The organism is Streptomyces similanensis (genome assembly GCF_039543625.1).
Classification (GTDB): Bacteria; Actinomycetota; Actinomycetes; order Streptomycetales; family Streptomycetaceae; genus Streptomyces; species Streptomyces similanensis.
The window spans coordinates 16,054-36,134 of sequence record NZ_BAABKC010000026.1 but is presented as its reverse complement, the minus strand read 5'-3'; the positions used below and the strand labels follow the sequence as shown (position 1 = coordinate 36,134).

The 20,081-nt window shown below is 73.7% G+C and carries 16 protein-coding genes and 1 pseudogene; 11 read left to right on the top strand and 6 right to left on the bottom strand.

Annotation, left to right across the window (positions count from 1 at the left end; genetic code table 11):
* Positions 1 to 27: 27 nt before the first annotated feature.
* Positions 28 to 894 carry a 3-methyl-2-oxobutanoate hydroxymethyltransferase gene (gene panB / locus ABEB07_RS09535; protein WP_176148715.1) on the bottom strand — a complete coding sequence of 289 codons (867 nt, stop codon included), beginning with the start codon at positions 892 to 894 and terminating at the stop codon, positions 28 to 30.
* 217 nt (positions 895 to 1,111) lie between these two features.
* Here panB and ABEB07_RS09530 point away from each other — a divergent pair, with 217 nt between their 5' ends.
* From ABEB07_RS09530 to ABEB07_RS09505, 6 genes and pseudogenes are all read left to right on the top strand, one after another.
* A complete protein-coding gene (locus ABEB07_RS09530; protein WP_345667853.1) occupies positions 1,112 to 2,710 on the top strand; it encodes an MFS transporter in 1,599 nt (532 codons plus the stop codon).
* Positions 2,711 to 2,855: 145 nt separating this feature from the next.
* Positions 2,856 to 3,494, top strand: a complete 639-nt coding sequence (locus ABEB07_RS09525; RefSeq protein ID WP_345667852.1) for a TetR/AcrR family transcriptional regulator — start codon at positions 2,856 to 2,858, stop codon at positions 3,492 to 3,494.
* 175 nt (positions 3,495 to 3,669) lie between these two features.
* A complete protein-coding gene (locus tag ABEB07_RS09520; protein ID WP_345667851.1) occupies positions 3,670 to 4,728 on the top strand; it encodes an endonuclease/exonuclease/phosphatase family protein in 1,059 nt (352 codons plus the stop codon).
* A 93-nt stretch (positions 4,729 to 4,821) separates the two neighbouring features.
* Positions 4,822 to 6,034: pseudogene (locus ABEB07_RS09515) on the top strand (MFS transporter).
* A gap of 392 nt (positions 6,035 to 6,426) precedes the next feature.
* A complete protein-coding gene (locus ABEB07_RS09510) occupies positions 6,427 to 7,449 on the top strand; it encodes an ATP-binding cassette domain-containing protein (RefSeq protein ID WP_345667850.1) in 1,023 nt (340 codons plus the stop codon).
* The gene (locus ABEB07_RS09505; RefSeq protein ID WP_345667848.1) at positions 7,446 to 8,273 is read left to right on the top strand and encodes an ABC transporter permease; all 828 of its coding nucleotides are present in this window, start codon (positions 7,446 to 7,448) and stop codon (positions 8,271 to 8,273) included. Before ABEB07_RS09510 ends, ABEB07_RS09505 begins: the two co-directional genes overlap by 4 nt.
* Positions 8,274 to 8,332: 59 nt before the next feature.
* On the opposite strand, the gene ABEB07_RS09500 is transcribed toward ABEB07_RS09505, so the two are convergent.
* Complete coding sequence (locus ABEB07_RS09500; protein ID WP_345667847.1) at positions 8,333 to 12,628, bottom strand: BTAD domain-containing putative transcriptional regulator; 4,296 nt, start codon at positions 12,626 to 12,628, stop codon at positions 8,333 to 8,335.
* Positions 12,629 to 13,238: 610 nt separating this feature from the next.
* On the opposite strand from ABEB07_RS09500, the gene ABEB07_RS09495 reads away from it, so the two are divergent.
* Positions 13,239 to 14,039: a site-2 protease family protein gene (locus ABEB07_RS09495; protein WP_345667846.1), complete on the top strand. Its 801-nt coding sequence runs from the start codon at positions 13,239 to 13,241 to the stop codon at positions 14,037 to 14,039.
* Here ABEB07_RS09495 and ABEB07_RS09490 read toward each other — a convergent pair.
* Positions 14,029 to 14,313: a hypothetical protein gene (locus ABEB07_RS09490; RefSeq protein WP_425588978.1), complete on the bottom strand. Its 285-nt coding sequence runs from the start codon at positions 14,311 to 14,313 to the stop codon at positions 14,029 to 14,031. The genes ABEB07_RS09495 and ABEB07_RS09490 overlap by 11 nt on opposite strands.
* 87 nt (positions 14,314 to 14,400) lie before the next feature.
* The gene (gene npdG, locus ABEB07_RS09485) at positions 14,401 to 15,105 is read right to left on the bottom strand and encodes an NADPH-dependent F420 reductase (protein ID WP_176148725.1); all 705 of its coding nucleotides are present in this window, start codon (positions 15,103 to 15,105) and stop codon (positions 14,401 to 14,403) included.
* A 175-nt stretch (positions 15,106 to 15,280) separates the two neighbouring features.
* Between npdG and ABEB07_RS09480 the strand changes: the two genes are divergently transcribed.
* Both ABEB07_RS09480 and ABEB07_RS09475 read left to right on the top strand, forming a co-directional pair.
* On the top strand, positions 15,281 to 15,883 hold the full coding sequence (locus ABEB07_RS09480) for a hypothetical protein (RefSeq protein WP_176148726.1): 603 nt from the start codon (positions 15,281 to 15,283) through the stop codon (positions 15,881 to 15,883).
* 224 nt (positions 15,884 to 16,107) lie between these two features.
* Positions 16,108 to 17,382: an MFS transporter gene (locus tag ABEB07_RS09475; RefSeq protein ID WP_345667907.1), complete on the top strand. Its 1,275-nt coding sequence runs from the start codon at positions 16,108 to 16,110 to the stop codon at positions 17,380 to 17,382.
* A gap of 50 nt (positions 17,383 to 17,432) precedes the next feature.
* Here ABEB07_RS09475 and ABEB07_RS09470 read toward each other — a convergent pair whose 3' ends face one another.
* Positions 17,433 to 17,663 (bottom strand): hypothetical protein, encoded by a 231-nt coding sequence (locus ABEB07_RS09470; RefSeq protein WP_164587596.1) that lies wholly within the window; start codon positions 17,661 to 17,663, stop codon positions 17,433 to 17,435.
* A 58-nt stretch (positions 17,664 to 17,721) separates the two neighbouring features.
* Here ABEB07_RS09470 and map point away from each other — a divergent pair, with 58 nt between their 5' ends.
* Together map and ABEB07_RS09460 are read left to right on the top strand one after the other, a co-directional pair.
* Positions 17,722 to 18,579, top strand: coding sequence for a type I methionyl aminopeptidase (gene map / locus ABEB07_RS09465; RefSeq protein WP_164587595.1), 858 nt, complete (start codon positions 17,722 to 17,724; stop codon positions 18,577 to 18,579).
* Between the two features lie 174 nt (positions 18,580 to 18,753).
* Positions 18,754 to 19,404: a biliverdin-producing heme oxygenase gene (locus ABEB07_RS09460; RefSeq protein ID WP_345667844.1), complete on the top strand. Its 651-nt coding sequence runs from the start codon at positions 18,754 to 18,756 to the stop codon at positions 19,402 to 19,404.
* A gap of 27 nt (positions 19,405 to 19,431) precedes the next feature.
* Here ABEB07_RS09460 and ABEB07_RS09455 read toward each other — a convergent pair whose 3' ends face one another.
* On the bottom strand, positions 19,432 to 20,076 hold the full coding sequence (locus tag ABEB07_RS09455; RefSeq protein WP_345667843.1) for a PhzF family phenazine biosynthesis protein: 645 nt from the start codon (positions 20,074 to 20,076) through the stop codon (positions 19,432 to 19,434).
* Positions 20,077 to 20,081: the final 5 nt, after the last annotated feature.

The following is a 20,081-nucleotide window of genomic DNA, read 5'->3' as shown; positions in this document are numbered from 1 at the left end:
CGGCGGGCTCGGTGGGGCGGTTCGGCCCTAGTGGACGGAGTGCTCCTCCTGGGGGAACGTTCCGGCGACGACGTCCTCGGCGAAGGACTTGGCCGCGTCGGTCATGACCTGGCGCAGGTCGGCGTACTGCTTGACGAACTTCGGGACGCGGCCGGAGGTCAGGCCGAGCATGTCGGTCCAGACCAGGACCTGCGCGTCGGTCTCCGCTCCCGCGCCGATGCCGACGGTCGGGATCTGCAGCGTCCGGGTCACCTCGGCCGCCAGCTCCGCCGGGACCAGTTCGAGGACGACGGCGAACGCGCCCGCGTCCTGCACCGCCTTGGCGTCGCGCAGCATCTGCTGGGCGGCCTCCTCGCCGCGGCCCTGGACGCGGTAGCCCATGGCGTTGACGGACTGCGGGGTCAGGCCGATGTGGGCCATGACCGGGATGCCGGACTCCACCAGGAGCCGGATCTGCTCGTGCGAACGCTCGCCGCCCTCCAGCTTGACCGCGCCGACGCCCGCCTCCTTGACCAGCCGGGTGGCCGAGCGCAGCGCCTGCACCGGACCCTCCTGGTAGGAGCCGAAGGGCAGGTCGGCGACGATCAGGGAGCGCCGGGTGCCGCGGACGACCGCGGCGGACAGCATGCTCATCTCGTCGAGGGTGACGGGCACGGTGGTGTCGTAGCCGAGGTGACAGTTGCCGGCGGAGTCGCCGACCAGGATCACCGGGATGCCGGACTCGTCGAAGACGGAGGCGGTCATCGCGTCGTAGGCGGTGAGCATGGGCCACTTCTCGCCGCGTTCCTTGGCGAGGGCGATGTCGCGGACGGTGATGCGGCGCGTGCCCTTGCCCCCGTACAGCGCCTTGCTGCCGTCGGAGGGCTTGGTGTGGGCAGCCGAAAGCTGCGTCATTGCAACGGCTCCTTCAGTCATCTCGAGGCGCCCTGACGGCGTCCCCGGACTCCCCTCCATGGTGGCACTCGGCGCCCGGGCGGGCCAGAGGGCCCCCGTGTGCGCCACGTCTCGGGCCTGCCGCGGGCTCCGGCCGGCCGGAGCGGGACGTAAGGTCTGGGTAAAATCATTCCGATACGAGACCGTCTCGTATCGGAATGAGCCTAGGCTCGGGACCATGACTACTCCTGCCGACCACGCCGGGCCCGGCCCCCGGATACCGGAGGCGGTGCACCGGCGCCGCTGGGCGATCCTCGGCGTCCTGATGCTGAGCCTGCTGATCGTGGTGCTCGACAACTCGATCCTGAACGTCGCCATCAAGACGATCTCCACCCCGGCGCCGACCGGTCTGGGCGCGACCCAGAGCGAGCTGGAATGGGCGATCAACGCCTACACGCTCGTCTTCGCCGGTCTGCTGTTCACCGCCGGCCTGATCGGCGACCGGGTGGGCCGCAAGAAGGTCCTGCTCGGCGGTCTGGTCGTGTTCGGCGTCGGCTCCGCGCTGGCCGCCGAGTCCGGCTCGCCGGGCCAGCTGATCGCCTACCGCGCCCTGATGGCCCTCGGCGCCGCGTTCGTCATGCCCGCCACGCTCGCCGTGCTGATGAACGTCTTCGAGCGCGAGGAGCAGCCCAAGGCGATCGGCATCTGGGCCGGCGGCGTGGGCCTGGCCATCGCCATCGGCCCGATCACCGGCGGACTGCTGCTGGACCACTTCTGGTGGGGCTCGGTCTTCCTCATCAACGTGCCGATCGTGATCCTCGCGCTCGTGCTGATGGTGTGGCTGGTGCCCGACTCGCGCGACCCGAGCCCCGGCCGGCTCGACCCGATCGGCGTCGTCCTGTCCGTGGTCGGCCTGGTCCTGCTGGTCTACGGCATCATCAAGGGCGGCGAGCTGGCCGACTTCACCGACCCGGCCGTGCTCGCCACGATCATCGCCGGCGTCGTCGTCCTGGCCGCCTTCATCGTGTTCGAGAAGCGCAGCGACCACCCGTCGCTGGACGTGACGTACTTCAAGAACAAGGTCTTCTCGGCCGCCATGGCCGCCATCGCGCTGGTCTTCTTCGCGCTGATGGGCGTGACGTTCTTCGCGGTGTTCTACACCCAGAGCGTGCGCGGCTACTCGCCGCTGGAGTCCGGTCTGCTGATGATCCCGCTGGCCGCCGCGCAGATGATCTTCGCGCCGCGGGCCCGGCTGGTGGTCGACCGGATCGGCTACAAGGCGACGACCACGGCCGGTCTGGTGGTGCTGGCCGGCATGCTGGCCGCCTTCGCCACCCTCGACTCCGGCACGCCCATCTGGGTGCTGGAGGTCGTCTTCTTCCTGATGGGCACCGGCATGGCGCACATCATGACGCCGACCAGCGTCGTCATCATGCAGGCCCTGCCCCGCGAGAAGGCCGGCTCCGCGTCCGCGCTGAGCAACACCTTCCGGCAGGTCGGCGGCGCCCTCGGCATCGCCGTGCTCGGCTCGGTCCTGTCCACCGCCTACCGCAACGGCATCGAGAGCAAGCTCGGGATGCTCCCGCCCGGTCTGCGGGACACCGCCGGCGAGTCCATCGAGGCCACCCTCGGCGTCGCCGCGAAGCTCGGCCCGCGCGGCCAGGCCCTGGTCGACCCGGCCAACGGCGCCTTCCTGCACGCCATGCACGTCACCGCCCTGTGCGGCACCGTGATCGCGCTGATCGGCGCGGTCGTGACGGCCGTGTTCCTGCCGGGCAGGCCGCAGAAGCCCCGGCAGGGCGACGAGGAGCAGGAGCTGGTGTCCGCGATGGAGTAGCCCCCACAGGGGAAAAGGGGGAGCAGGAGGGTCACAGGGGGTACGGGGGCGCGCGCAGTCGACGGGGGCGGCCGGCCCGCGGTGGAGGAACCACCGCGGGTCACCGGGTAGGACAATCTCCCGGTACGACGAAAGGACGTCTCACGTGAGTCTCGCCGACAGCCCGGCCCCGGCCCCGGCCGCCGCGGAGGCCCCCGCCCGCGGGCGCCCCCGCAGCGAGGCGGTGGAACGCGCCATCGTGGAGGGCGTGATGAAGCTGCTGGAGGAGGGCGTGCCGCTGGCCGAGCTCTCCATCGAGCGCATCGCCCGGACCGCGGGCGTCGGCAAGGCCACCATCTACCGCCGCTGGAGCGGCAAGGAGGAGCTGTTCGTCGACGTCGTGCGCGCCGCCGAGCCGCCCGACCCGGAGCTGCCCGGCACCAGCGTGCGCGACGACCTCGTGGTCCTCCTGGAGCAGCTGCGCATCCGCGGACTGGCCAGCCGTTCCTCGGCGATCCTGCACAACGTCTACGCGCAGATGAAGAGCAGTCCGAAGATCTGGTGCGCCTACCACCAGAGCGTCGTGGAGCCGCGGCGCAGGATGCAGCTTGAGGTGCTGCGCCGGGGGCAGGCGCGCGGGGAGCTGCGCGCGGACCTCGACGTGGAGCTGCTGAACGACATCCTCGTCGGGCCGATGCTGGTGCGCAGCGTGATGCGCCCGGAGGCCGAGCTGCCCGAGGACCTGCCGGAGCAGATCGTGGACGCGGTGCTCGAAGGGCTACGGCCCGTCAGTTCCCGGTCCTAATGTGCGCGTTTCGTCACAGACCATGATCACAGTGCGGTAACCGGAACCCCGCGCGCCGACTTGTTCGTCCTCGTGCCCGTACGGCCGTCACCGGACGGCGGAACGGAGCCGATCATCCCCTAGGGTCGTAACCCACGGGGTGAACGGTGTGCACGGCAGGCAGTGAGGCGGCGGTATGGCGCAGCAGGCGTACTTGACGGAGACGGACGACGGCGGCTCGGGACCCGAGCGCCGCAGAGACCGGCTTCGGCGCCTGGTGCTCCGCTTCCTCGACGGCTGGCGCGGCGACCGGCGGATCTGGCGGCGGGGCCTCGTGCTGGCCGTGATCGCGCTGGCGCTGGCGCTGGTGATGCTGCTGCACTCGCGCATCCCCAACCGGGTCGGCAACCTCGGCAGTCTCACCGAGACGTTCCTGCCGTGGCTGGGGATCGTGATCCCGGTGCTGCTGGTGCTGGCGCTGGTGCGCAGGTCGGCGACGGCGCTGATCGCGGTGGTGCTGCCGACGGCCGTCTGGCTGAACCTCTTCGGCGGACTGCTGTTCGACAAGTCCGCCGGCGGCGGCGATCTGATGGTGGCCACGCACAACGTCAACGCCGACAACCCCGACCCGTCCGGCACCGCCCGCGAGGTGGCCGCCTCGGGCGCGGACGTGCTGGCGCTGGAGGAGCTGAAGGCGTCGGCGGTGCCGGTGTACGAGCGGTCGCTGGCGCCGACGTACCGGTACCACGCGGTGCAGGGCACGGTGGGGCTGTGGAGCAAGTACCCGATCAGCGCGGTCAAGCCGGTGAACATCCGGCTGGGCTGGACGCGGGCGATGCGGGCCACGGTGGCGACGCCCGAGGGGGCGGTCGCGGTGTACGTGGCGCACATGCCGTCGGTGCGGGTGAAGATGAACGCCGGGTTCACCGCCTCGCAGCGCGACCAGAGCGCGGACGCGCTGGGTGAGGCGATCTCCGACGAGCGGCTGCCCCGGGTGGTGCTGCTGGGCGATCTGAACGGCACGATGAACGACCGCTCGCTCAACGCGGTGACCGCGCAGATGCGTTCGACGCAGGGTGCGGTGGGCAACGGCTTCGGGTTCAGCTGGCCGGCCTCGTTCCCGATGGCGCGGATCGACCAGATCATGGTCAAGGGGGTCGAGCCGGAGAGTTCCTGGACGCTGCCGCGCACCGACAGCGACCATCTTCCGGTGGCGGCGCGTGTGAAGGTGACCACAACGGCCACCGGCTCGTAACCCGGTGGAATACGGGACCTGAGAGACTTTGTTCCGCAGCTGAACTTACTGTTCGTACCGCTGCTCGGAACCCCACCTCGAAAGGCCCCCTTCATGCCCCTGGCCCTGCTCGCCCTCGCCGTGGGCGCCTTCGGCATCGGCACCACCGAGTTCGTGATGATGGGACTGCTGCCCGACGTCGCCGGCGACCTCGGCATCTCGATCCCCACCGCCGGACACCTCGTCTCGGCATACGCCCTCGGTGTCGTCATCGGCGCGCCGCTGCTGGCCGCGCTCACCGCGAAGCTGTCCCGGCGGCGGGTGCTGATCGCCCTCATGGTCCTCTTCGTCGTGGGCAACGCGCTGTCCGCCCTCGCGCCCGGCCACGGCTGGCTGCTGGCCGCGCGCTTTCTGAGCGGGCTGCCGCACGGCGCGTTCTTCGGCGTCGGCGCGGTGGTCGCGACCGGGCTGGTGCCGCCGGAGCGCAAGGCGCGGTCGGTGTCGCTGATGTTCCTCGGCCTCACCGTCGCGAACATCGCCGGGGTGCCGGCCGCCACGCTGATGGGCCAGCACCTGGGCTGGCGGGCCACCTTCCTCGGCGTCGCGGCGATCGGGGTCGCGGCGATCGCCGCGCTGGCGCTGCTCGTCCCGGCCGGTCATCCCGGCGCCGCCCCGTCCGGCGGACTGCGCGGGGAGCTGGCCGCGCTGCGGTCCCTGCCCGTCTGGCTGGCGCTGCTGACGACGGTGGCGGGGTTCGGCGCGCTGTTCGCGGCGTACAGCTACATCACGCCGATGCTGACGGGGGCGGCCGGGTACGCCGAGGGCAGTGTGACGCTGCTGCTCGCGCTGTTCGGGGTGGGGGCCACCGCGGGGAACCTGCTCGGCGGGCGGCTCGCGGACCACTCGCTGCGGGGGACGCTGTTCGGGGGGCTGGTCGCGCTGGCGGTGGTGCTGGGGCTGTTCCCGGTGCTGATGCGCGGCGAGTGGGGGGCGGCGGTGGGGGTGGTGCTGCTGGGGACGGCGGCGTTCGTGACCGGTTCGCCCTTGCAGCTGATGGTGATGGAGAAGGCCGCGGCGGCTCCCTCGCTGGCGTCCTCGGCGAACCAGGCGGCGTTCAACCTGGCCAACGCGGGTGGGGCGTGGCTCGGCGGGCTGTCGCTGGCCGCGGGGCTCGGGGTGACCTCGCCTGCGGTGGTGGGGGCGGGGCTGGCGGTCGTGGGGGTGGCCGTGGCGGTGGGGGCGTATGCGGTGGACCGGGGGNNCGGGGGGTGGGCGGGTGGTGGTGAGTCATCTGCCGGAGGAGTCGGGGGTGCGGGTGGTGGAGTAGGGGCGTGCGGGGGGTGGTGGGCTAGGGCTTCTCGTTCGGCTCACGCTGGGCTTGTAGGCGCCTGGTGTCGGGGGTGGGTCGGGGGTGTGGGGGTGCGGCCGGGGTGCCGCCCACGGACGTACGGCCCGGAGGGTGGTCGGTGGGCGGAGGAGGGACCGCAGTACGCGGCACCCCGCGCCACACCCCCACACCCCGCTCACGCCGTCGGGCGCCTGCGGGTTGTGTCGTGTTGCGTTCGGTTGTGGGGCCGCCGTACGCCGTCGGGTGCCTGCGGGGGCGGTGCGCCGTCGTTCCTCCGGCTGCGGGTGGCTGTCGGTGGGGTGTCGGGGGCGGGGGGTGGCTGTCGGTGGGGTGTCGGGGGTTTGTCGGTGGGGGGTGGGAGTGTCTTGGACATGACGCGAATCGATGACAACCCCACCGGCGGACGCGCCGCCGTCACCGTACGGGGGCTGGTCAAGCACTACGGCGAGACCAAGGCGCTGGACGGCGTCGACCTGGACGTGCGCGAGGGCACCGTGATGGGTGTCCTCGGCCCGAACGGCGCCGGCAAGACCACCCTCGTACGCATCCTGTCCACCCTCATCACCCCCGACTCCGGCCGGGCCACCGTCGCCGGCTACGACGTCGTACGGCAGCCCCGGCAGCTGCGCCGCGTGATCGGTCTCACCGGCCAGTACGCCTCCGTGGACGAGAAGCTCCCCGGCTGGGAGAACCTCTACATGATCGGGCGGCTGCTCGACCTGCCCCGCAAGGAGGCCCGGGCCCGCGCCGACGAACTGCTGGAGCGGTTCTCGCTGACCGAGGCCGCCCGCCGCCCGGCGAGCACGTACTCCGGCGGCATGCGGCGCCGTCTCGACCTCGCCGCCTCCATGATCGGCCGCCCCGCCGTCCTCTACCTGGACGAGCCCACCACCGGACTCGACCCGCGCACCCGCAACGAGGTGTGGGACGAGGTCAGGACGATGGTCGGCGAAGGCGTCACCGTGCTGCTCACCACCCAGTACATGGAGGAGGCCGAGCAGCTGGCCTCCGAGCTGACCGTGGTCGACCGCGGCAAGGTCATCGCGAACGGCGGCATCGAGGCGCTGAAGGCGAAGGTCGGCGGCCGCACCCTGCGGGTCCGCCCGGCCGACCCGCTGGAACTGCGGCCGCTCGCCGCCATGCTCGACGAGCTGGGCATCACCGGCCTCGCCACCACCACCGTCGACGCCGAGCGCGGCTCCCTGCTGGTGCCGATCCTCAACGACGAGCAGCTGACCGCCGTGGTCGGCGCGGTCACCGCGCGCGGCATCACCATCGCCTCCATCACCACCGAACTGCCCAGCCTGGACGAGGTCTTCCTGTCCCTCACCGGCCACCGCGCCAGTGCCCCGCAGGACGCCCGCTCCGCCGCCCCCGAGGAGGTCGCCGTATGAGCGCCGCCACCGCCACCGCCCCTGTCCTCGAAGGGCAGGCGGACGCCCGGATCACACTGCGCGGCCACCTGCGGCACACCGGCGCCCTGATCCGCCGCAACCTGCTCTGGATCCGCCAGGACCCGGAGTCGATGTTCGACGCGCTGCTGATGCCGATCGTCTTCACCCTGCTGTTCGTGTACGTCTTCGGCGGCTCGATCGGCCAAGCGCTGGGCGGCGGCCAGGAACGCTACGTCCAGTACGTCATCCCCGGCATGCTCGCGATGATGAGCATGACCCTGTCGCAGGGCGTGGGCACCGGCTTCAGCCAGGACTTCAACAGCGGCGTCATGGACCGTTTCCGGTCGCTGCCGATCGGGCGCGGCTCGGTGCTGTTCGCGAAGATCGCGGTCGAGCTGGCGCGGATGCTGTTCTCCACCGTGATTCTGATGGTTGTCGCCGTCCTGGTCGGCTTCCACATCACCCACTGGATGGGCCTGCTCGCGACCGTGGGCCTCGCCGCGCTGTTCGCCTCGTCGATCATGTGGATCTTCCTGACCCTCGGCGTGGTGCTGAAGAACGCCCAGTCGGTGCAGGCGATGGGCTTCCTGGTGCTCTTCCCGCTCCAGTTCGGCTCGTCCATCTTCGCGCCGCCCACCTCGATGCCGGGCTGGCTCCAGCACTTCACCGACTACAACCCGCTCTCCACGCTGGCCGACTCGGCCCGCGCCCTGATGACGGGCGGCCCGGTCGGCCACAGCGTGTGGCTGACCGTGGGCTGGTCGGTGGCGATCACGGTGGTCATGGCGCCGGTCGCGATCCACAAGTTCCGCACCAAGAGCTGACCGGCCGTACGGCCGCGCCGGGCACACGTGGTGCCGCGGCACGGTCGGTGCGCGGGCGATCACCGCTCCAACAGGGCGAGGGCCTCCTCCATGGAGAGGCCCTCGCCCTGCGCGTACGCCTCCTCGAAGGCGGCCTCGCCGAGGTGGGAGAGGATGCGGGTGCGCACCTGCTCGCGGGCGTGGCGCTCCAGGACCGTGGGGACGTGCCCGGACGGCAGCATGGCGTCGGCCGCGCCGAGGCAGCGGGCGGCGTCCCGGGCGCGGCTGCCGCCGTCCACGCCGGCCACAGCCATCGCGCCGATCGTCACGTAGGAGGCGCGCAGATGGGGTGCGATGGCCCGCGAGACGGGGTCGTCGGCCCGGTCGAGGGCGTGGCGGATCGTGGTCAGCGCCTCCTCGTCACGGCCGTCGACGGCGGCGAGCCAGGATTCCGCGCCGAGGATGAACGCCTCGAAGATCACGAAGTGCGAGGAGCCGAACTCCTCGCGCAGCGTCCGCAGTTGCTCGCGCGCCTCGGGCACCCGGTCGGTCGCGCCGAGCCACCCGACCAGGCACAGCCGGGCGAACGGGCGCGCCTCGTTGGCGGGGCCTGAGCCGTCGGCGATCACCTCGCGCAGCATCGCCTCGCCGCGCTCCCGCTCGCCGCCCTCCAGCAGGGCGGCGCCGAGCCGGGAGCGCAACATGGTGACCTGGGCGTGCGCGCCCAGGCGCCGGGCGTGTCCGACGGCCGCCTCGTAGTCGTCGGCGGCCTGCTCGTAGCGGCCGGCGCGTTCGTGAGCCTCGCCGCGCGCGGAGAGCGCCTCGGCGGTGCCCCAGTCGTCACCGAGGCGGCGGAAGATGTCCAGCGCCTCGTCGGCGTCGCGGGTGGCGTCGCCCGCCCAGTCGGCGCGGTTGGCCAGCAGGTTGGCGCGCAGCTGGAGCGCGTTGCCCAGCTCCCAGTCGAAGCCGGGGGCGGTGCGGCAGGTGGCCACGGTGGCGTTGACGATCTCGTGGATCCGCTCCGAGTCGCCGGTCATGATGACGGCGAAGAACCACAGCATGCCGGGGCCCCGGCAGGTCTGCGGCAGACCGGGCTCGTACGCCTCGGAGATGACCCGGAGCTTGTGCTTGGCCTCGGGCGACTGCCAGGCCTCCATCTCGGTGTCCATGCAGGCGAGATGGGCCAGGTGCAGGCCCCGCCGGGCCTCGACGAGGAGCTCGCCGGTCATCGGCGGCGGGGCGTCGGTGCACCGCTCCCAGACCGGCGGGACCGGCCGCAGCGGCTCGGTGAACGGGTCGGGGACGAACGCCATCACCTCACGGCACCAGGTGCGCGCCTCGACGCGCACCTCGCGCATCTGCCAGTAGTAGACGAGCGAGAGGATCAGGCACAGGCACTCCTGCTCGTCGCGCGCCGCGACGGCGTGCCGCAGGGCGGTGCGCAGGTTCTCGTACTCCAGCTCGAACCGGGCGATGGCGGCGCGCTGGCCGGGGCCGCGCAGCAACGGGTCGGTGGTGCGGGCGAGTTCGCGGTAGTACGTCAGATGGGCGCGCTCGGCCCGGGTGCGGCCGTCCGTCTCGTCCAGGCGTTCGGCGGCGTACTCGGCGACGGTCTCCAGGAGCCGGTAGCGCATCCCGCCCTCGCCGTCGGGCGCGGCCACCACCAGGGACTTGTCGACCAGGGAGCCGAGGGCGTCGAAGGCGTCGGGCCCGCACACGGCCTCGGCCGCCGCGAGGTCGCAGCCGCCGGCGAAGACGGACAGTCGGCTCAGCACGTCCCGCTCGGTCGCGTCCAGCAGGTCCCAGGACCAGTCGACCACGGCGCGCAGGGTCTGCTGCCGGGGCAGGACGGTGCGGCTGCCGGAGGTGAGGAGGCGGAAGCGGTCGTCCAGCCGGTCGGCGATCTGCCGGGGGGTGAGCAGGCGCAGGCGGGCGGCGGCGAGTTCGATGGCCAGCGGGAGGCCGTCGAGGCGGCGGCAGATCTCGGCGGAGGCGGCCGCGGTGTCCTCGTCCGCGTCGACGCGGAAGCCGGGGCGTACGGCGGCGCCCCGGTCGGCGAACAGGCGCAGCGCCACCGGTTCGGGCAGCGGCTCCACCGGCCGCAGCAACTCCCCCGGCACGCCGAGGGGTTCGCGGCTGGTGGCGAGGACGGTGAGCTGCGGGCAGCGGGCGAGCAGCTCGGCCACGAGGCGGGCGGCGGCGTCCACGACGTGTTCGCAGTTGTCGAGCAGGAGCAGCATGCGGCGGCGGCCGCAGTGCTCCACGAGGCGTTCGACGGGGTCGTCGTGCCGGTCGGCGACCGCCACTCGGATCTCCTCGGCGCCGGCGCCGTAGAGCACGGTCTCGCGGGCGCCGACGGCGGTGAGCACGGCCTCGGGCACGGCGGCCGGGTCGTCCACCGGGGCCAGTTCGGCCAGCCAGATCCCGTCCGGGCGGTCCGGCCGTACGGTCTCGGCGGCCTCCTGCGACAGCCGGGTCTTGCCGGCCCCGCCGGGTCCGAGCAGCGTGACCAGCCGGGCGGAGCCGAGATCGGCGCGGATCGCCGCGAGATCCGCTTCGCGGCCCACGAAGGAGGTGAGGCGGGCGCGGAGGTTGCTGGGGGGGCGCGGGGCGGCCGCGCCGGGCCGGACGACGGCGGGCTCCGCCGCGCCGGGCCGGGCGGCGGACGCGTCCCGCGTACCGGGCCGGGCCGCCTCTTCGCCGGCGGGCACCGGCGGGGCCGCGGAAGGCTGCGCCCAGCCGGCCTGGGGCGCGGCGGCGTCGCCGGTACCCGGCCGCCAGGTGGCGGGGGCATGCGGGGTGCGGGGGCCGAAGGCGGAGGGGGCCTCCGCACCCGCCGGGGAAGCGGAGGCGTCCCGGGCGCCGGGGCCGACGCGGGGGGAGTCCTCCGTGCCCGGCCAGGAGGAGGCGGAAGCGGCCGCGGCGGTCGGCCCGGAGACGGAGGAGTCCTCCGTGGCTGGCCGGGGAGCGGAGCCGTCCGAGGTGCTCGGCCAGAAGCCGGAGGAGTCCTCCGCGCCGGTCCCGAAGGCGGAGGAGTCCTCCGTATGCGGCCGGGAAGCGGAGGCGCCCGGGGTGTCGGTATCGAAGACGGAGGGGTCGTCCGCACCCGGCCAGGAAACGGGGGCACCCTGGGCGCCCGGGCCGAAGTCCGAGGAGTCCTCTGCGTCCGGCCGGGAAGTGGAGGCGCCCGGGGTGTCGGGGCCGGGGCCGGACGGATCACTCGCACCGGCTCCGAAGGCGGGCGGGGTGCCCGCGCCCGGCCCAGTTGCGGGGGAACCCACGGCGCCGGATCCGAGGACGGACGGGTCGTCTGCGCCCGGCCCGGCGGCGGGGAGATGTGCCGCGCCGGGTCGGATCCCGGAGGAACCCGCCGCACCCGGCCGGGAGCCGGGGCCCTGGGCGGCAGGACCCGCGCCGGGCCGAGCGGCGGGGGAATCCGCCGTGCCCGGCCGGGACGCGGCGAAATCCCCCGCACCCGGCCGAGAATCGGAGTCCTGCCTGGTGGGGCCCGAGGCGGGCGGTGAGGTGTGTCGATCGGCGTGGGCGCCGCGGCCGTCGGCGCGGCCGTCCGCGACGCCGGGGCCGCCGCCCGCGGCACGCCCCACGCCGCCCCCGTCGCCCGGACGGCGCGGGCCGGGCGGTGTCCCGCCACCGGTCAGCAGCTGGGCGTGCAGGGTGCGGAGCTCAGGGCCGGGGTCGGAGCCGAGGCGGTCGGCGAGCAGGCGTCGTACGTCCTCGTAGGCGGCCAGCGCCTGGGCGGTGCGGCCGGCGTCGCGCAGTGCGCGCAGGCGCAGCGCCTGGAGGGGTTCGTCCAGGGGGTGGGTGTCGCACAGGGCGGTCAGCTCGGGCAGGGTCTGCTCGGGCCGGCCGAGGGCGAGCGCCGCGGTGAGGCGGGCGCGGCGGGCGTCCAGGTGGCGGGTCTCCCAGCGGGCCGCCTCGGCGGTGCGGTCGGGCAGGTCGGACAGGGCCGGGTCGTGCCACAGGACGAGGGCGTCGTCGAGGACGACGGCCGCCTTGGCGGCGTCGCCGTCGGCGAGCGCGGCCAGCCCTTCACCGGTCAGCCGCTCGAACCGGTGCAGGTCGATGTCGTCGGCCGCGGCGGTGAGCCGGTAGCCGCCCTCGGCGGAGGCGACCGCGTCCGCTCCGAGCGCCCTGCGCAGCCGGCCGACCAGCGCCTGGAGCGCGCCGGTGGCATCGGCGGGCGGATCGGCGCCCCACACCTCGTCGACCAGGACGCGCACCGGGACCGTGCGGCCGGTGCGCAGGGCGAGCACGGTCAGCAGGGCACGCAGGCGGGCCCCGCCGACCGGGACGGCGGTGCCGTCGGGGCGGATTGCCTGAGTGGTGCCGAGGATGCGGTAGCGCACGGGGTCCATTGTCTCCGGTGGTCTCGCGGGCGGTCACGGGGTTCGGTCGGCAGCGCGGCGGGAGCCGGCCCGGGACCGGCGAAGCGGCCGCCCCGGACGGGCCGGGGTGGCCGCCCCGGGGTCGGCGGAACGGCCGTCCCGAGGCCCGTTGAGCGGCTGTCCCGCCGGACGGGCGGCCGTCCCCAGGCGGGTGGAGCGGCCGTCCCGAACCGGCCGGCAAGACCATCCCCCCTCCCTCCCCCGACGGAGCGGCGGCTGTACCGATGCGACCGAGGCGGCCGTCCCGCCCACCGGAGCGACCGTCCCGAGGCGAGCGGAGCCGCCGTCCCGGGGCGGCTGGGGCGGCCGTCCCGAACAGGACAGGGCGGCCGTCCCGAGGTGAGCGGAGCGGCCAAGCCGAACCGGCCGGGGCGGCCGTACCGGAGCGACCGAGGTGGGCGTCCCGCCGGACAGGGTGGCCGTCCCGGCCGGGTGGTGTGGCCGTCCCGGGGCCGGGTGTGCAGGACATACTCCCCCGGAGTGCCCCGCATCGCGCGAGGTGTTTTTTCCCGTGGCCGCCGCGCGCCCGGTACGGTCGGGCTCGGCCGTACGGATGTCCAGCAGCACGGGAGCCCTTTCCATGACCACCGCCACCACCCGCCCGAGCGACCGGAGGATCAGTCCGGTCTTCGTGGGGATCCTGGCCGTCACCGCCGTCACGGGCTGGGCCACCTGGACCGGGTTCGCCGAGCAGCCGGGCGTGGCGGTGTTCCTGTTCGTGACGGCGGCCTGGGTGGTCTCGCTGTGCCTGCACGAGTACGCGCACGCCCGTACCGCGCTGCACGGCGGGGACATCACGGTCGGCGCGAAGGGCTACCTCACGCTGAACCCGCTGAAGTACACGCACGCCCTGCTGAGCATCGTCCTGCCGGTGGTGTTCGTGATCATGGGCGGGATCGGTCTGCCCGGCGGCGCGGTGTTCATCGAGCGGAGCCGGATCAGGGGCCGCTGGCGGCACAGCCTGATCTCCGCGGCCGGTCCGCTGACCAACGTCGTGTTCGCGGTGGTGTGCACGGCGCCGTTCTGGCTGGACGCGCTGGACGGGGTGCCCGCCGACTTCCGGTTCGCGCTGGCCTTCCTCGCGCTGCTCCAGGTCACGGCGGCGATCCTGAACTTCCTGCCGGTGCCGGGCCTGGACGGCTACGGAGTGATCGAGCCGTGGCTGTCGTACAGCGTCAAGCGCCAGGTGGAGCCGTTCGCGCCGTTCGGGCTGCTGTTCGTCTTCGCGCTGCTGTGGGTGCCGTCGGTGAACGGCGCGTTCTTCGACGTGATCGACGCGATCCTGCGCACGCTGGGGATCACGGACGTGGACTCGTACTGCGGTCAGAGCCTCTACCGCTTCTGGGAGGGCTCGGACGACTTCTGCTCGGTCATCCGGTGACCGGGCCGTCCTGCCGCGCACCGCGGCCGCGGCGGACGTAGTACCAGGTCATGTTGGACGACAGGCCCGCCAGCAGCACCCACACCACGCCCAGCCAGCTGCCCCGCGCGAAGGAGACGACGGCCGCGGCGACGGCGAGGAGGCAGACGATCAGGGTGTAGAGGGCGAGGCGGGGCATGGCGGTCGGCTCCTGTCGGGGGCGGGGACACTGCTCGGTGTGACCCGGCGTGACTCGGTGTGGTGCGGTACTGCTTCGCCGACCAGTGTCCCCCATGGGCGCCGGCGCCCGGCGCCGCCCCGGGCGCTCACCCGTCGGTGCTCATCCGTCGGTGCTCATACGTCAGTGCTCACACGTCGGTGCTCACACGTCGGTGACGCGGAGTCCGGCGTGCGCCTTGTAGCGGCGGTTGACGGAGATCAGGTTGGCGACCAGGGACTCCACCTGGTGGGCGTTGCGCAGCCGGCCGGCGAAGACGCCGCGCATGCCGGGGATGCGGCCGGCCAGCGCCTGCACGATCTCCACGTCGGCGCGCTCCTCGCCGAGGACCATCACGTCGGTGTCGATCCGCTCGATCTGCGGGTCCTGGAGGAGGACGGCCGACAGGTGGTGGAAGGCGGCGGCGACCCGCGAGTCGGGCAGCAGGGCGGCGGCCTGTTCGGCGGCACTGCCCTCCTCGGGCTTGAGGGCGTAGGCGCCCTTCTTGTCGAAGCCGAGCGGGTTGACGCAGTCCACGACGAGTTTCCCGGCCAGTTCGGCGCGCAGCGACTCCAGGGTCTTGCCGTGGCCCTCCCAGGGCACAGCGACGATCACGAGGTCGCTGCGGCGGGCGGCCTCGGCGTTGTCGGCGCCCTCGACGCCGTGGCCGATCTCCTCCGCCGCCGCCCGGGCGCGCTCGGCGGCCCGGGAGCCGATGATCACCTTCTGGCCGGCCCGGGCGAGGCGGTAGGCGAGGCCCTTGCCCTGCGGACCGGTCCCGCCCAGGACGCCGACGACCAGCCCGGATACGTCGGGCAGGTCCCAGGGGTCCTTGGCGGGGGCCTTGTGTGCGCTGTCGCTAGTGGTCATGGGCCGACTCTACGTCCGCCGACGGCCCCCCACCCGCCACGGTGAGCCGCGTCACGGCGGGCCGGCGCGAGGTGCGGGACGCGGTGCGGCCCACGTACGGCGCGGGTCCCCAACGCGGGTGATTCGGGGCCGAACTCCGCATCCGGCACGCCGTTTTGGGGCACGATGCGCTCTTATGGACGCCGTACGGGTCGCGTTGCTGCGCGAAGTGCTCGCCGGGACCGAGTGGCTGGACGCCACCCGGCACTTCGCGGGGGCGCTGCGCGGATCGGTGGTGTCGCACGGGGGCGGACTGCTGCTGGTGGGCACGCCGGAGTACGAGCCGTGGCATCTGGCGGCGCACCTGGTGGACGAGGCCGCCTGGTCGGGCACCCCGGAGCTGGCACCGACCCTGGTGCGGCACGGCGCGCGCCCCTCGGACCCGGCGCATCTGGCGGTCGGACTCGGCAGGCTGGAGGCGGCCCGGCGGGGCGAGACGCTGCTCGTGGTGGCGCCCGGGGAGCCGGCGCCGTTGCTGGAGCGGGTGTGCGGGGCGCGGCGGGCCGGGGCGACGGTGCTGGCGCTGGGCCGCTCGCAGGAGGGCGAGCTGGCGGCGCTGGCGCACGAGTCGCTGGCGGTGCCGGCGGGCGCGGAACTGGACCTGGACACGGTGCAGCACCTGGTGAGCGCGGCGGCCGGGGAGAACCCGCTGCCGGGGCCTCGGCGGCGCGGGCGGCTGCGGGACCGGCTGGCGCGGCTGGCGGAGTCCCTGACCGCGCCACCGCCGTCGGGCTGGTAGCACGGGCGGGCGGGCCAGTAGCACGGGCGGGCCGGTAACGCGGGCGGGCCGTAAATCGATTTGCCCCCGATGGCCTCTCCCACCGAGCATGACGCTTCGTGACCGACCACGCTCCTCCCGCCGACGCTCCTCCCGCCGGCGGTCCGCACGCCGACGCTCCCCCGCCCTCCGCCGCCGACGCTCCCCCGCTCCCCGCCGCCGACGACGACGCCCCGCCCTCCGGGCTGCGGGCGCTGCTGCCCGATCTCGCCCCCTGGCGGGCGTCCCGGGACTTCCGCCGGCTGTGGGTGTCGGGGCTGATCTCCACCTTCGGCAGCTTCCTCACCTTCGTCGCGCTGCCGGTGCAGATCAAGGAGCTGACCGGCTCGGCCGCGGCGGTGGGCGCCATCGGGGCGGTGGAGCTGGTGCCGCTGATCGTGTGCGGGCTGTACGGCGGCGCGCTGGCCGACGCGGCGGACAAGCGGCGGCTGATCGTGTGGACCGAGGCGGGACTCGCGGTGCTCAGCGCGGCCCTGCTCGGCAACGCGCTGCTGCCGGAACCCGCGGTGTGGCCGCTGTACGCGGTCGCCGCCCTGTCCTCGGCGCTGACCGCCGTGCAGCGGCCCGCGCTCGACGCGCTGTGGCCGCGGATCGTGGCCCACGACCAGCTGCCGGCCGCGACGGCGCTGAACTCGCTGCGCTGGACGGTGGGCGGGGTGGCCGGCCCGGCGGTGGCGGGCGTGATCGTGGCGTACGCGGGTCTCGGTCCCGCCTACGCGGCCGATCTGGGCACCTTCGTGGTGTCGCTGGTGCTGGTGGCGCGGATCGCCGCCCAGCCCGCCGCGCGCGAGGCCGCCAAGCCGTCGCTGCGGGCGATCGCCGAGGGCGCCCGCTACGCGTGGGGCCGCAAGGAGCTGCTGGGGACGTACGCGGTGGACCTGGCCGCGATGTTCCTGGCGATGCCGCTGGCGGTGCTGCCGTTCCTCGCGGACGAGCTGCACGCCCGCTGGGCGCTGGGCCTGATGTACGCGGCGCTGCCGTTCGGGGCGCTGCTGGTGAGCGTGACCAGCGGCTGGACCTCTCGGGTGCGCCGGCACGGCCGGATGGTGGTGGCGGCGGCGCTGCTGTGGGGGCTGGCGGTGGCGGCGGCCGGGGTGGTCGGGAACGTGTGGCTGGTGCTGCTGTTCCTCGCGGTGGCGGGCGGCTGCGACATGGTCAGCGGGATCTTCCGGGGCGCGATGTGGAACCAGACCATCCCGGACGCCCTGCGCGGCCGCCTCGCCGGGATCGAGCTGCTGTCGTACTCGGTGGGCCCGCAGCTGGGCCAGGTCCGCTCGGGCGGCCTGGCCGCGTGGTGGGGGGTGCGGGCGTCGGTGTGGTCGGGCGGGCTGCTGTGCGCGGGCGCGGTGGGGCTGCTCGCGGTGTGCCTGCCGGGCCTGATGGCGTACGACGCCCGGACGGACGTACACGCCCGGCGGCTGCGCGAGGAACGCGCGCTCGCCGTGCGCGAGGCGGCATAGGGCCGCCGGCCCGGGTACGGGTACGGGCCGTACCCGTACCCGTGGTCCGGTCAGTCGTCGTCGGTGCCGCCGGCCGGGGCGTCGTGCCAGCGGGCGTCGTTCTCCCACTGGAGGTTGCGCTCGCGGGCGGTCTCCATCGCGTGCTGGGCCTCCTGACGGGAGGCGTAGGGGCCGAACCGGTCCTTGGCGGGGCAATCGGGCCCCTCCTCGACCTTCTTGTGCTCCAGGCAGTAGAACCACTCGCCCGGCTTGCCGACGGTCCGCTTCTTGAACAGGGCCATGACCAGCTCCTCTCGCCACCGACATGTTCCCCCATCGCCCGTGGATAGACTCGCGGGCATGTCTGGCCAGTCGCTGCTCGTCCCCGGGGAGATCTCCCCCACCCGTTCCGTGCCCGGAAACATCCGCCGCCCCGAGTACGTCGGCAAGCCCGCGCCGAAGCCGTACACCGGGCCGGAGGCGCAGACTCCGGAGACCGTCGAGGCGATGCGCGTCGCCGGGCGGATCGCCGCGCAGGCGATGGCGGAGGCGGCCAGGCACATCGCGCCCGGCGTGACCACGGACGAGCTGGACCGGGTCGCGCACGCGTACATGTGCGACCACGGCGCCTACCCCTCCACCCTCGGCTACCGCGGCTTCCCGAAGTCGCTGTGCACCTCGGTCAACGAGGTCATCTGCCACGGCATCCCGGACTCGACGGTCCTGCGCGACGGCGACATCGTGAACCTCGACGTGACCGCGTACATCGGCGGGGTGCACGGCGACAACAACGCGACGTATCTGGTCGGCGACGTGGACGAGGAGAGCCGGCTGCTGGTCGAGCGCACCCGTGAGTCGCTGAACCGCGCCATCAAGGCGGTGCGGCCGGGCCGGCAGATCAACATCATCGGCCGGGTCATCGAGTCCTACGCCAAGCGCTTCGGCTACGGCGTGGTCCGCGACTTCACCGGCCACGGCATCAGCACGGCCTTCCACTCCGGCCTGATCGTCCCGCACTACGACAGCCCGCACGCCACCACCGTGATGCGGCCCGGCATGACCTTCACCATCGAGCCGATGCTGACCCTCGGCACCATCGAGTACGACGTCTGGGACGACAACTGGACGGTCGTCACCAAGGACCGTCGGCGCACCGCCCAGTTCGAGCACACGCTCGTGGTGACGGAGACGGGTGCGGAGATCCTGACGCTGCCGTAAGGCCGTCAGGCCGTAAGGCCGCCAGGCCGCCTTCGCCGAGAGCCCGCCCCCCCCCTCGGGAGGCGGGCTCTCGTGTGTCGCGGTACGGTTTGCCGACAGCAGGTCGGTAACTTTTCCGACCACTCGTCGGCAAGACATTGACTTAGGTAAGGCTTGCCTAAGAAGATCTGGCCTATGGACTCCTTCTCGACTCTCCTGCGCACCGCCTCCCACGAGCAGCACGTGGAGGCGGAGACCTCGACGTTCATGAGCGACCTGCTGGGCGGCCGGCTGGGCGTGGCGGCGTACGCGCGCTACACCGAGCAGCTCTGGTTCGTCTACGAGGCGCTGGAGAGCGGCGCCGAGCGGCTCGCCGACGATCCGGTGGCCGGCCCCTTCGTCCGGCCGGAGCTGTTCCGGCTGCCGTCGCTGGAGCGGGACCTCGCGCACCTGCGCGGCGCCGACTGGCGCGCGGAACTGAGCGCGCTGCCCGCGACCGCCGCGTACGCGGACCGGGTGCGGGAGTGCCGGGAGCAGTGGCCGGCCGGGTACGTCGCCCACCACTACACCCGCTACCTCGGCGACCTGTCCGGCGGCCAGATCATCCGCGACCGCGCCGAGCGCGCCTGGGGCTTCGCCCGCGAGGGCGACGGCGTCCGCTTCTACACCTTCGAACAGATCGGCAACCCGGCCGCGTTCAAGCGCGAGTACCGCGAACTGCTGGACGCCGTACGGGCGGACGAGCTGGAGAAGCAGCGGATCGTGACCGAGTGCAAGCGGGCGTTCACCCTGAACACCGAGGTGTTCAGGGCGCTCGGCGAGGAGTTCCCGCTGACCGCGGCGTGAGCGGGGCGAGCCGCCGAGCGGGGAGCGTCAGCGCTCCAGGACGACGCGGCCGCCGATCTCCACCCAGCCCTCCGGCTGCGGCGCCGTGAGGATCTGGGAGCCGGAGCCCTGGACGATGTTGAGCGCCCGGCCCAGCCGGGCGGTCAGCAGCAGCGCCGCGGCGCCGGTCGCCTCGTCCTCGTCGATGCCGTCGTCGCGGCCGGGGAACGCGCGGGCGCGCACCCGGCCGGCCGCCTCGTCCTCCCATGCCCAGGCGTACACCCACTCCCCCGGCGGCGGTACGGCCAGGTCGTCCACCTCGGCGGCGGTCGCGTACTGCCGCAGGGTGCGCGGCGGCGCCCACTCCGGGCGGGCCTCGATCCAGGTGAACTCGCCGTCCAGCCGGGTGCCGACCGTTCCGGCCGGGGTGACGAGTTCGGGGACGTCCAGCAGCCAGGCCGCGCCCACACACGGGTGGCCGGCGAAGGGCAGGCGCAGGGTGGGGGTGCGGATGTCGAGGACGCCGCGCTCGGGGTCGTCCACGAACACCGTCTCGCTGAAGCCGAGTTTGGCGGCGAGCGCCTGCCGCTCGTCCGGCTCCGGGATCGTCGAGCCGTCGCGGACGACACCGAGTTCGTTGCCGTAGCCGCCGTTCGCCGCGCAGAACACGCGCAGCACGTCGTAGTCGGTCACCAGGG

Bases quoted from the DNA above. Each gene is read 5' to 3' on its own strand.
- panB (WP_176148715.1), bottom strand. From the start codon at position 894: ATGACGCAGCTTTCGGCTGCCCACACCAAGCCCTCCGACGGCAGCAAG.
- ABEB07_RS09530 (WP_345667853.1), top strand. From the start codon at position 1,112: ATGACTACTCCTGCCGACCACGCCGGGCCCGGCCCCCGGATACCGGAG.
- ABEB07_RS09520 (WP_345667851.1), top strand. From the start codon at position 3,670: ATGGCGCAGCAGGCGTACTTGACGGAGACGGACGACGGCGGCTCGGGA.
- ABEB07_RS09510 (WP_345667850.1), top strand. From the start codon at position 6,427: ATGACGCGAATCGATGACAACCCCACCGGCGGACGCGCCGCCGTCACC.
- ABEB07_RS09505 (WP_345667848.1), top strand. From the start codon at position 7,446: ATGAGCGCCGCCACCGCCACCGCCCCTGTCCTCGAAGGGCAGGCGGAC.
- ABEB07_RS09500 (WP_345667847.1), bottom strand. From the start codon at position 12,628: ATGGACCCCGTGCGCTACCGCATCCTCGGCACCACTCAGGCAATCCGC.
- ABEB07_RS09495 (WP_345667846.1), top strand. From the start codon at position 13,239: ATGACCACCGCCACCACCCGCCCGAGCGACCGGAGGATCAGTCCGGTC.
- ABEB07_RS09490 (WP_425588978.1), bottom strand. From the start codon at position 14,313: ATGGGGGACACTGGTCGGCGAAGCAGTACCGCACCACACCGAGTCACG.
- npdG (WP_176148725.1), bottom strand. From the start codon at position 15,105: ATGACCACTAGCGACAGCGCACACAAGGCCCCCGCCAAGGACCCCTGG.
- ABEB07_RS09480 (WP_176148726.1), top strand. From the start codon at position 15,281: ATGGACGCCGTACGGGTCGCGTTGCTGCGCGAAGTGCTCGCCGGGACC.
- ABEB07_RS09470 (WP_164587596.1), bottom strand. From the start codon at position 17,663: ATGGCCCTGTTCAAGAAGCGGACCGTCGGCAAGCCGGGCGAGTGGTTC.
- map (WP_164587595.1), top strand. From the start codon at position 17,722: ATGTCTGGCCAGTCGCTGCTCGTCCCCGGGGAGATCTCCCCCACCCGT.
- ABEB07_RS09460 (WP_345667844.1), top strand. From the start codon at position 18,754: ATGGACTCCTTCTCGACTCTCCTGCGCACCGCCTCCCACGAGCAGCAC.